The sequence below is a fragment of the Blastococcus sp. KM273128 genome (genome assembly GCF_021698975.1).
Taxonomy (GTDB): Bacteria; Actinomycetota; Actinomycetes; order Mycobacteriales; family Geodermatophilaceae; genus Blastococcus.
The window spans coordinates 1-11060 of the sequence record NZ_SSXA01000105.1 but is presented as its reverse complement, the minus strand read 5'-3'; the positions used below and the strand labels follow the sequence as shown (position 1 = coordinate 11060).

General features: G+C 74.6%; 11 protein-coding genes. 7 read left to right on the top strand and 4 right to left on the bottom strand.

Going from position 1 to position 11060, the window contains the following annotated elements; translation table 11 throughout:
• The first annotated feature begins 264 nt into the window (after window positions 1–264).
• The 6 genes from E9529_RS20100 to E9529_RS20075 all read left to right on the top strand — a co-directional run bounded on the left by E9529_RS20100 (window position 265) and on the right by E9529_RS20075 (window position 6284).
• On the top strand, window positions 265–1392 hold the full coding sequence (locus tag E9529_RS20100) for a sensor histidine kinase (RefSeq protein WP_236833043.1): 1128 nt from the start codon (window positions 265–267) through the stop codon (window positions 1390–1392).
• A 74-nt stretch (window positions 1393–1466) separates the two neighbouring features.
• Complete coding sequence (locus tag E9529_RS20095) at window positions 1467–2210, top strand: LytTR family DNA-binding domain-containing protein (RefSeq protein WP_236833042.1); 744 nt, start codon at window positions 1467–1469, stop codon at window positions 2208–2210.
• A 2-nt stretch (window positions 2211–2212) separates the two neighbouring features.
• A complete protein-coding gene (locus tag E9529_RS20090) occupies window positions 2213–2587 on the top strand; it encodes a DUF485 domain-containing protein (RefSeq protein WP_236833041.1) in 375 nt (124 codons plus the stop codon).
• A complete protein-coding gene (locus E9529_RS20085) occupies window positions 2584–4104 on the top strand; it encodes a cation acetate symporter (RefSeq protein ID WP_236833040.1) in 1521 nt (506 codons plus the stop codon). Before E9529_RS20090 ends, E9529_RS20085 begins: the two co-directional genes overlap by 4 nt.
• A gap of 172 nt (window positions 4105–4276) precedes the next feature.
• Window positions 4277–4678 (top strand): DUF485 domain-containing protein, encoded by a 402-nt coding sequence (locus E9529_RS20080; protein WP_236833039.1) that lies wholly within the window; start codon window positions 4277–4279, stop codon window positions 4676–4678.
• On the top strand, window positions 4671–6284 hold the full coding sequence (locus E9529_RS20075) for a cation acetate symporter (protein ID WP_236833038.1): 1614 nt from the start codon (window positions 4671–4673) through the stop codon (window positions 6282–6284). Before E9529_RS20080 ends, E9529_RS20075 begins: the two co-directional genes overlap by 8 nt.
• 241 nt (window positions 6285–6525) lie before the next feature.
• Here the strand turns inward: E9529_RS20075 and E9529_RS20070 are convergent, their stop codons facing one another.
• The 3 genes from E9529_RS20070 to E9529_RS20060 form a co-directional block, all read right to left on the bottom strand.
• Window positions 6526–6807, bottom strand: a complete 282-nt coding sequence (locus E9529_RS20070; RefSeq protein ID WP_236833037.1) for a hypothetical protein — start codon at window positions 6805–6807, stop codon at window positions 6526–6528.
• A 103-nt stretch (window positions 6808–6910) separates the two neighbouring features.
• On the bottom strand, window positions 6911–7771 hold the full coding sequence (locus tag E9529_RS20065) for a manganese catalase family protein (protein ID WP_236833036.1): 861 nt from the start codon (window positions 7769–7771) through the stop codon (window positions 6911–6913).
• 104 nt (window positions 7772–7875) lie between these two features.
• Window positions 7876–8607: a sensor histidine kinase KdpD gene (locus E9529_RS20060; protein WP_236833035.1), complete on the bottom strand. Its 732-nt coding sequence runs from the start codon at window positions 8605–8607 to the stop codon at window positions 7876–7878.
• A gap of 78 nt (window positions 8608–8685) precedes the next feature.
• On the opposite strand from E9529_RS20060, the gene E9529_RS20055 reads away from it, so the two are divergent.
• A complete protein-coding gene (locus E9529_RS20055) occupies window positions 8686–9384 on the top strand; it encodes a response regulator transcription factor (protein WP_236833034.1) in 699 nt (232 codons plus the stop codon).
• A 183-nt stretch (window positions 9385–9567) separates the two neighbouring features.
• Here E9529_RS20055 and E9529_RS20050 read toward each other — a convergent pair.
• A partial coding sequence (locus tag E9529_RS20050) for a PH domain-containing protein (protein ID WP_255709623.1) occupies window positions 9568–11060 on the bottom strand: 1493 nt, incomplete at its 5' end.

Below are 11060 nucleotides of genomic sequence, written 5' to 3'. Positions count from 1 at the left end.
CGCCGGCACCCACCGGCACCGGCGTCGTCCCCACGTCGGCGGCACGGGCCACCGCGAACCACCCCGTCGGCAGAGCGCTGATCGCGACCATGAGCCATTGCACCCGGGCCGTGTGCCCGCGGCGTTACGCCGGTGGAGCGAATCGGCTACGTCTGCCCCCGTCGCGGCCACGGCGCCGGCGCGCGATCTCTACAGTGACCCCGACCACAGCCGGGTGCGCGCTGCACCCGGGCCGCCGACCGGCGGCCGCCGGAGGGAGGGGCCGTGCTGCGCGGAGCGCTGCGCTGGCTGCGTCCCGGCCACCTGGGCACCGAGGCCGAGCAGGCGACCTTCCGCACCCTCCACTCGGCCTCCCTCACGGCGCCGGAGCTGCGCGAGGGGCTGACCAGCGGCTCCGCCGGGCGCGCGATCCGGCACCTGCGGGACCTGCTGGGGGTGCCCGCCGTCGCGCTGACCGACACCGTGACGACGCTGGCCTGGGACGGCCGCTTCGGCCACCACGAGCAGGACGCGGCCGCCCTCGCCGCCGTCGTCGTCGAGTCGGGCGGCACGGTGGTCCTGGACCGCAGGAGCTTCGCCTGCTCGGACCCCGGGTGCGGGCTGCGGCAGGTGGTGATCAGCCCGCTGGTCGTGGAGGACCGGGTGGTCGGCACCCTGCAGGCGTTCACCTCCTCGGCGTCCGCCGCGCTGGTGCGGGCCGTGACCGAGGTGGCGCGCTGGGTCTCGGGGAACCTTGAGCTGGCCGAGCTCGACGCCTCGCGGACCCGGCTGATGGAGGCCGAGGTCCGGGCGTTGCGGGCCCAGATCAGCCCGCACTTCATCTACAACTCGCTGACCGCGATCGCCTCGTTCGTCCGCACCGACCCGGTGCGGGCCCGGGAGCTGCTCCTGGAGTTCGCCGACTTCACCCGGTACTCCTTCAGCAAGCACGGCGAGTACACGACGCTGGCCGAGGAGCTGCGCTCCATCGAGCGCTACCTGGTGCTGGAGAAGGCGCGCTTCGGTGACCGGCTGCAGGTCACGCTGCGGGTGGCGCAGGAGGTGCTGCCCGTCGCCGTCCCCTTCCTCTGCCTGCAGCCGCTCGTGGAGAACGCGGTGCGGCACGGCCTGGAGCGCAAGCCGGGCACCGGGACGGTCACCATCATCGCCGCGGACCAGGCCGGGGAGTGCCTGATCTCGGTGGAGGACGACGGCATCGGCGAGGACCCGGACAAGGTGCGGCGGGCCCTCGCCGGCGACGTCTCGGTCGACTCGGTGGGGCTGGGCAACGTCGACGCCCGGCTGCGCACGGCGTTCGGTGACGACTACGGTCTGGTCGTCGAGACCGCCCCCGGCGCGGGGACCAAGGTCATCGTGCGCGTCCCCAAGTTCGCGCCCGGGGTGCGTCCGTGACCGGGCGTGCGACGGTGCCGCAGGCGCACGGCGTCGTCCGCCGGGACGCCGACGACCGCCGGCGAGGAGGTGCCGTGAGCGCAGACCGGTTGACCGTCCTGGTGGTCGACGACGAACGCCCGGCCCTCGAGGAGCTGCGCTGGCTGCTCGAGCGGGACGCGCGCATCGGGACCGTGCTGGCCTGCGACTCGGCCACGGAGGCGCTGCGGCTGCTCCAGGAGCGGTCGGTCGACGCCGTCTTCCTGGACATCCGGATGCCCGGCCTCAGCGGCGTGGACCTCGCGCGGGTGCTGTCCCGGTTCAAGGTGCCGCCGCCGGTCGTCTTCGTCACCGCCTACGACGACCACGCGGTGGACGCGTTCGAGCTCGGCGTGGTCGACTACGTGCTCAAGCCGGTCCGCGACGACCGGCTGGCCGAGGCGGTGCGCCGGGTGGTCGGCGCGCGGGGCGGCGGGGCCGCGCCGGTGGACGACGACATCGCCGTGGAGCTGGGCGGTGTGACGCGGTTCGTCCCGCGCTCCAGCGTCGGGTACGTCGAGGCGCAGGGCGACTACGCGCGGCTGCACACGGCGTCGGGCAGCCACCTGGTCCGCGTGCCGCTGACCACCCTGGAGGAGAACTGGAAGGACGCCGGCTTCGTGCGGATCCACCGGTCGCTGCTGGTCGCGCTCCAGCACGTCGAGGAGGTCCGGATGGACGGCGGCCGGTGCACCGTGGTCGTCGGCGGCACCGAGCTGGTCGTCAGCCGGCGGCACACCCGGGAGCTGCGCGACCTCCTGGTGCGGCGCGCCCGGCCGGGCACCCAGGGCCGGGGCTGACGGTGCCGGACACCCCGCCCCGCCGGGTGCGCGTCACCAGCCCGCGCACCGGTGCCGCGCGCGTGCAGCAGGTCCCGGCGGCCCGCGAGATCGACGCCCAGACCGCCCTGGGCGAGGTGTACATGAGCTCGCTGCTGCGCTCCCAGCTCCGGCTGGCGCTGCTGGCGCTGGCCACCCTCGTCGTGGTGGTCGGCGGCATCCCCCTGCTGTTCTGGCTGGCGCCCGAGCTGTCCGCGGTGCAGGTGCTCGCCGTGCCGCTGCCGTGGCTGCTGCTGGCGTTCGCCGTCTACCCGTTCCTGTTCGCGATCGGCTGGCTCTACGTCCGCGCCGCCGAGCGCAACGAGCGGGCCTTCACCGACGTCCTCGACCGGTCGTGAGCGCCGCGGGCTACAGCCTCCTCGCGGTGACGGCCGTCGTCGTCGCCACGCTGGCGGTGGGCGCCTACGGCTGGCGGTTCTCCCGCACCACCAGCGACTTCTTCGTGGCCTCCCGCACCGTGCGGCCCGGGCTCAACGCCTCGGCCATCGGCGGGGAGTACCTGTCGGCGGCGTCGTTCCTCGGCGTCGCCGGGCTGGTGCTGGCGTTCGGCACGGAGATGCTCTGGTACCCGGTCGGCTGGACGGCGGGCTACCTCGTCCTGCTGGTGCTCGTCGCCGCGCCGCTGCGCCGCTCCGGGGCCTACACGCTCCCCGACTTCGCCGAGAGCCGGCTGGAGTCGCGCGGCGTGCGCCGGCTGTCGGCGCTGCTGGTCGTGGCGATCGGCTGGCTGTACCTCATGCCGCAGTTCCAGGGGGCGGGGCTGGCGCTGGCCGCCACGACCGGGACCGGGGCGTGGCTGGGCGGCGTGCTCGTGGCGACCGTGGTGCTGGTCAACGTGCTGTTCGGCGGGATGCGCAGCATCACCTTCGTCCAGGCGTTCCAGTACTGGCTGAAGCTCACCGCCCTGCTGTTCCCGCTGCTGTTCATGGTGACGATCTGGCTCGGCGACGGCGCCGTCTCCCCCGCCTCGACCGGCACCACCCCGGGCGACTCCTGGGAGTCGCCGCTGGCCGGGGCCGGCGACCACCGCCTCTACACCACCTACTCGATCATCGTCGCCACGTTCCTCGGCACGATGGGGCTGCCGCACGTCGTGGTGCGCTTCTACACCAACCCCGACGGGGCCGCGGCGCGGCGCACCACGCTGTTCGTGCTGGCGCTGCTGGGGCTGTTCTACCTCCTGCCACCGGTGTACGGCGGGCTCGGCCGGCTGTACGCGCCGGACCTGATCGCCAGCGGGGACACCGAGTCGGTGGTGCTGGAGCTCCCGGCGCGCATGCTGGCGGGCACGCTGGGCGACCTGCTGTCGGCGCTCACCACCGCGGGGGCGTTCGCGGCGTTCCTGTCGACGTCGTCCGGGCTGACCGTCGCGGTGGCCGGCGTCATCAGCCAGGACGTGCTGGGCCGCCGGCTCGGCGGCGTGCGCGCCTTCCAGGCCGGGGCCGTGGTCGCCGTCCTCGTGCCGCTGGGCCTGGCCCTGCTCGCCGAGGGGGTGGGCGTCGCGCAGGCGGTCGGGCTGGCGTTCGCCTTCGCCGCCTCCACGTTCTGCCCGCTGCTGGTGCTCGGCATCTGGTGGCGTCGGCTCACCGACGCCGGGGCCATCGCCGGGATGCTCGTCGGCGGCGGGTGCGCCGGCGGTGCGGTGCTGGCCACCCTGCTCGGCGCCGCACCGGCCGGGTGGCCGGGGGCGCTGCTCGCCCAGCCCGCGGCCTGGACCGTCCCGCTGGCCTTCCTGACCATGGTCGGCATCTCGCTGGCCACGCCCCGGCGGGTGCCGCGGCACGCCGCCCGCACGATGGTCCGGCTGCACACGCCCGAGGCCGTGCAGCTCGACCGCGGCGTCCTGCCCCGCTGACCGACCGCTCGTCCCGCCGGACCTGCCGCACGCCGACTCCTGATCGCCGCTCGGCGCAGCGGGCGGGCGACCGGGGTTCCCGCCGGAGGGCGCGCCCCTACCGTGACAGGGCTCACAGTTCCGCCCGTCCGCATGTCGACGCCCCCGCTCAGACCACCCAGGAGCTCGCACCGTGACCGATCCACAGGAACGGCGTCTGCTGACGCCCGAGGAGTACCGCGCTGCGCAGGACTCACCGGAGTTCGTGGAGCTGAAGAAGCGCTTCCGCAGCTTCGCCTTCCCGATGACCGTGGCATTCCTCGTCTGGTACCTGCTCTACGTCCTGCTCTCGACGTACGCCTCGGACTTCATGTCCACCCAGGTGTTCGGCAACGTGAACGTCGGCCTGCTGTTCGGGCTGGGTCAGTTCGTGACCACGTTCGTCATCACGCACCTCTACGTGGCGCACGCCAACAAGCGCACCGACCCCATCGCCGACGAGATGCGCGAGCGCCTCGAGGCCCACGACTACGCACCGGGCGCCCACGCCGGTGACGACACCCACACGCGCACCCAGGGGGCTTCCCGTGCCTGACCTGCTCGCCGCCGACGCCACCATCGGCAACCCGGCGATCAACATCTCGATCTTCGGCGCGTTCGTCGTCGTCACCCTGGCCATCACCTTCCGGGCCAGCCGCAACAACAAGAGCGCCGCCGACTACTACGCCGCCGGGCGCACCATCACCGGTCAGCAGAACGGCCTGGCCATCGCCGGCGACTACCTGTCGGCCGCCTCGTTCCTCGGCATCGCCGGCGCCATCGCCATCTACGGCTACGACGGCTTCCTGTACTCCATCGGCTTCCTGGTGGCGTGGCTGGTCGCGCTGCTGCTGGTCGCCGAGCTCATGCGCAACACCGCCCGCTTCACGATGGCCGACGTGCTGGCCTTCCGGATGCGGCAGGGGCCGGTGCGCACCGCGGCCGCCATCTCGACGCTGGCGGTCTCGCTGTTCTACCTGCTGGCCCAGATGGCCGGCGCCGGTGGCCTGGTCGCGCTGCTGCTGGGTGTGAGCGGCCCGGTGGCCGAGGCGCTGGTCGTCGTCGTGGTCGGCGCGCTGATGATCTTCTACGTGCTCGTCGGCGGCATGCGCGGCACGACGTGGGTGCAGATCATCAAGGCCAGCCTGCTCATCGCCGGCGCGCTGGTGATGACCCTGTGGGTGCTCGCCGACTACGGCTTCAACCTCTCCTCGCTGCTCGGCGGCGCGGTGCAGAGCGCCGGCAACGAGAGCGTGCTCAACCCGGGCGCGCAGTACGGCATCAGCGACACCACCCGGCTGGACTTCATCAGCCTGGCGCTGGCCCTGGTGCTCGGCACCGCCGGCCTGCCGCACGTGCTGATGCGCTTCTACACGGTGCCGACGGCGAAGGCCGCCCGCACCTCGGTGGTCTGGGCGATCTGGCTGATCGGCATCTTCTACCTGTTCAGCCTGATCATCGGCTACGGCGCCGGTGCGATGGTGGGCGCGGAGACGATCGTCGCGGCCCCCGGTGGCGTCAACGCCGCGGCCCCGCTGCTGGCCTTCGAGCTCGGCGGCACGGTGCTGCTCGGCATCATCGCCGGCGTCGCGTTCGCGACCATCCTCGCGGTGGTCGCCGGCCTGACCATCACCGCGTCGGCGTCCTTCGCGCACGACGTCTACGCGTCGGTGATCAAGAAGGGTGACGTCCCGCCGAACGGCGAGGTCAAGGTCGCCCGCATCACCGCCGTCGTCATCGGCGCGGTCTCCATCGGGCTGGGCATCCTGGCGCTGCGCGCCGGGCTCAACATCGCCTTCCTGGTGGCGCTGGCGTTCGCGGTGGCCGCCTCGGCGAACCTGCCGACGATCCTCTACACGCTGTTCTGGAAGCGGTTCACCACCCAGGGCGCGCTGTGGTCGATCTACGGCGGTCTGATCATCTGCGTGGGCCTGATCCTCTTCTCGCCGGTGGTCTCGGGCACCGAGACGTCGATGTTCCCCGGCGTCGACTTCGCCTGGTTCCCGCTGCGCAACCCCGGCCTGGTCTCCATCCCGGCCTCGTTCCTCCTCGGGTACCTGGGCACCGTGCTCACCAAGGAGAAGCCGAACGAGGCCAAGTGGGCCGAGCTCGAGGTGCGGGCCCTCACCGGCATCGGGGCGGAGAAGGCCGTCAACCACTGAAGAAGGACCTGGCTCCTCCCCACACCTCGCTCCGCTCGGTGCGGGCCCCTGGAGCCAGGCCGTTCCATCAAGTCGCGAGGCGCGCGTCTCCGTTCGCGGGGGCGCGCGCCTCGTGCTTCCACGGGTCGACCTCGCGGTGCGGTCGCCGGCCTCGCGGTGTGCGGCGAGGACGGGGGTGGTTCCGCGCGCCCGGGGGGCGGGCGACGGTTGCTCAGGCGGCCCTTCCTCGGGTGACGGTGGGTCAAGCGGCGGTGGCGTGGGCCGGGGCCGCGGCAGGGGCGTGCTCGGTGGGCAGGACGACGTCGACCGCGGTGGTGGCGTCCGCGACGGCGAGCGCGACCGGGGCGGCCGCGGGCTCGGGCCGGCGGGCGCGGACCACCCAGCGGGCGACCAGGCCGGTCAGCACGACCAGGCCGGCGAGGGCGTGCTGCCCGGGTGCGCTGATCGCGACGGCGACCGCCGCCAGGTAGACCAGCGAGAGCAGGGCGGCGGGGACGGGCACGCGGGGCAGGTGCAGGTGCACGGCAGGACCTCCGGGTGGGGCTGGGCCCGCCGGGCCGGTGGCCGCGCCCCGGAGCGGGGCGGGCCACCGGCACGGCGACGGCGCAAGGGGTTGAGGCCGAGGCCTACTTGAGCATGTCCTTGGCCTTCTGGAGCATCGACTGGCCTTCCATCTGCGGCGTCCCGAACAGCCGCGGGTCACCCGGGGGCAGGATCGGGGCGTCCGCGCTGGCCTCGATCGGCCGGGCGGTCATCTCCCCGCGGCCGTCGAGGGCCGGCCCGCGTGCCCAGCGGCCGGCGGCGGCCTCCGGCCCGTCGGAGGCGACGATGAAGGCGTAGCCGGCGTCGCCCGGCTCCTCCTCCAGGGGGAAGGCCTCCGGCACCGGGATGCCCTCGAGCCCGTCCTCCTTGAGCTCCTCGATCGCGGCCAGCCACTGCATCTGGTGCATGTGGTCGCGGGCGATGAGGAACTTGAGCATGTCCTTGACCCCGGGGTCGTCGGTCATGTTGAAGAGCCGCGACACCTGCAGGCGGCCCTGCATCTCGGCGGTGGCGTTGTAGTGGAAGTCGGCCATCAGGTTGCCGCTAGCGGTCACGTAGCCACCGCTCCAGGGCAGCCCCATGGAGTCGCGGTAGTAGGCGCCGCCGCCGTTGACGATCGCGTGCTGCGGGTTCGTGTTGCCGAAGCCGGCCGCCGCCTCGTTGGTGCGGTCGGCGGCGTCCGGCTTGAGCGGCTGGTGGTCCAGCAGCCGGTCGATCATCGTCACGATCATCTCGACGTGGGCCAGCTCCTCGGTGCCGATGGAGAGGAGCATGTCCTTGTACTTGCCGGGCAGCCGGCAGTTCCAGCCCTGCAGCAGGTACTGCGTGGCGACGGTCATCTCGCCCCACTGACCGCCGAGGATCTCCTGCATCCGGCGGGCGAACGCGGCGTCGGGACCGTCAGGCTTGGCCTCGTACTGCAGGGCCTGGGTGTGCGTGAACACGGGCTCTCCTTGCGTCGTCGCTCCACCGCGTTCGCGGTGACGACGGAGTTCTGCCCGCCCCGGGTGGCCCGGTGGTGCCGTCCCGTGGCCCACCGGTGCCAATCTCAGCGGTCGGGGAGGCGCACGGTCAGGGTCAGCTCGTCGCGGTCCGCCGACCACAGCACCCGGCCCCCCAGCTCGCCCGCCTGCCGGCGCACCGACCACAGCCCGAGCCCGGTGAGGTCCACCGGCGGGCGGTCGTCCCGCAGGTGCTGGAGCACCCGCTCGACCGGGACGCCGGCCTGGGTGATCGCCAGGTCCACCCACCCGCCCCGGGCCGTCGCGCGGAGCCGGACCGGCGCCCCGCCCCCGTGCCGGTGGGCGTTCTCCAGCAGGTTGAGCAGGATGCGCTGCACGCGGGCGTCGGCGACGGCGACGTCCCCGGCGTCGTCCTCGACCTCCAGCACGAGCTGGCAGCGGGGCAGCCCGGAGGCCGCGGCCGAGGCCCGCAGCACGTCGCAGAGCGTCCGGGTGCCGCGGGACCGCTGGACGGCGCCCCCCGTGGCGTCGGCGGTGCGCAGCATCGACGACAGGTGCGCGGTCTGCGCCCGCGCCAGGGCCAGCAACTCGCCGGCCTGCCCGGGGGCGCGGTCCAGGGAGCCGAGCACGGCCTCCAGCGACGCCAGCGGGCTGCGCATGTCGTGGCAGAGCGCCCGGACGACGGCGTCCTCGGGGCTCGGGGGCTCGGGGGTGGTCGTCCGGTGCGGGCGCGGGAGGTGCGCGAGCAGCACCCGGGCGAGATCGTTGAGCAGTCCGCGGCTCCGCGTCGACGTCTGCGTGTCGGCGGCCAGGGTCACGGGCACCTCCTCGGGGGTCCGGTCAGCGGCGCCGGGGACGCACCGACCGTCAGGAGTGATGTGGGGGAGACCGACGACGTGGCCGCTGCTGACCGCAGGCCGCCGGTGGACGTGGTCGTCGTGGACGACCACCCGTTGTTCACGCGTGGGCTGAGCCTGCTGCTACCGGGGCTCAGCGAGGGCCGGGTGCGGGTGGTGGCGACGACGGAGGACGCGTCGGCCGCCGCCGCGATGGTGCAGCGGCACCACGCCGACGTGGCGATCGTCGACCTGCACATGCCGCCCCCGGGCGGGACGAGGGCGATCGCCGCCATCCGGCGCGCGGACCCGATGGTGCGGGTGGTGGCGCTCTCCGGCCTGGCCGAGGCGGACGCCGCGATCGAGGCGCTGCAGGCGGGGGCCTCGGGCTTCCTGCCCAAGACGGCGGACCCGGAGGCGCTGGTGCGGCCGCTCCTCGCCGTCCTCGACGGCTGGTCGGTGCTGCCCGAGGCGCTGCTGCGCCAGCTGCTGTCGGACGCCGCGCCGACGGGGGAGCAGGGCGTCGTCGACCGGCTGACCGCCGACGAGCGGCGGCTGTGGCGGCTGATCGCCGACGGTACCAGCACCGTGGACATCGCGACGACGCTGCACGTCTCGGAGCGGACGACGAAGCGGCTGGTGGCGCACCTGCTGCGCCGGCTGGAGGTGACCACGCGGGTGGAGGCGGCCGCGCTGGCCGGCCGGGTGGGCCTGGGCGCCGCGGAGCCCGTGCCGCACACCGGTGGCCGGGTGCGCTGAGCTCCCCAGGACGTCATCGCGGGGCCAGCTACCCGGGGTGGTGATCGACTACCGCCGGTCTCGGAAAGGTTTGCGCGCCTTCCCCTCCCGGTCACCTGCCGAGCGTGCCCGCCCAGCGGCGGAGAGCCCCCGACCGGCGTTATGTGCACAAAACGCCGGGGTGTTGCCGCTGCCCCCGGTCGTTCACCTGGCCAGCGTGCCCGCCCACGGCTCCGAGGCGGCCAGCGCGAAGCCGGGCACCTCGTCGGCGGCCATGTCGACGGCGGCGTAGCCCCCGCTGCCCGCGCCCACGCAGGCGGTGACCGTGGCCAGGCCCGCCCGCCGCTGGAAGAACGACTGCCGGACCTGCCAGCCGACGACCGCCCGCCGTTCCAGCACCGCCTGCTCCCGCACCAGCCAGCCGCTGCGGACGGCGAAGGTGCGCGGCCCGGCGGCGTGCCCGAGCGAGCGGTAGCGGGCGAGCCCGACGGGGATGCCGAGCACCGTGAGCACGGCGCCGGCGGCCAGCAGCCACCAGACGCCCTCACCGGCCAGGACGACGCCACCTCCCGCGGTGACCAGCAGCCCGGCGGCGACGGCGCGCAGCAGGCGGCGGCGGCGGGCCGCGAGCGGGTGCGCGACGAGCGGGCCGGGGCCGTCGGTGACCCGCCGGGCCAGCGCCCACGCCTCCGTGCGGGGGCCCAGGGGGAACAGCTGCCCGCGCCCGGGGGCGTCGCCGAGGCCGGTGACCAGGGCGCTGACCCGGGCCGCCCGCACCAGCCGCATGCCGAGCCCGTCGGTGACCGTGACGCCGCGGATCCGGTCGACCTCCAGCTCGGTGTGGCGGCGGGTGAGCAGGCCGCGGGAGGCGACGAGAGAGCCGCCGCGGCGCACCACCCGGAAGCGCCAGTTGACCAGGGCCGCGCCGACCACGGAGCCGACGAGCAGCACCAGCAGCGCGATCACGAGCCCGGCCGCGAGCAGCCGCACGTCGGAGAGGTCGGGCTCCTGGAACTCGGGGGTCCACTGCTCGGGGAGCTCCTCGGCCAGCCGGAACAGCGCGCCGACGGCGGCGAGCGGCACGGCGAGGTAGGTGCCGACCAGCGGGGCGTAGCGCAGCCAGCGGTGGTCGAAGCGGGCGTACTCCTCCTCGACCGGTTCGGCCTCCGGGGCGCCGTCCGGGCCGGCGGCGGGCGTCGCGGCGGCCCGGTGGGTGAGGACGGCGCCCCGCAGCCGGTCGCCCTCCGCGCGCGGGATGCCGTCGACCAGCAGCTCCTCGTCGCCGTCGGTCACCGCCCCCGCGGCGGCGTCGATGCGGACGCGGACCAGGCCGAAGAGACGGTGCAGCGGCGGCGCCTCGACGTCGACACCGCGGATCCGGTCGTTGGGCACCGTGCGCACCGACCGGGCGAGCAGCCCGCGGGTGATCACGACGGCGGCCGGCCCGTCGGCGTAGCTGAACCGCCACCAGTTCAGCGTCGCGGTGAGCAGCGAGAGCAGGGTGACGCCGACGACGAGGGCGACGACCGTGCGGGCCCCGCCGTCGAACCCGGTGGCGGCGATCAGCGGGATGACGGCCGGCACGAACGACCGCGCCTGCCGGAACGTCGCGGTGTGGACGGCGATGACGCGGGGGGAGAGCCGCCGGGGCTCACCGGCGGTCGGCGGGGCCGGCGGCGGGCCGAGCGGCGGGGGCC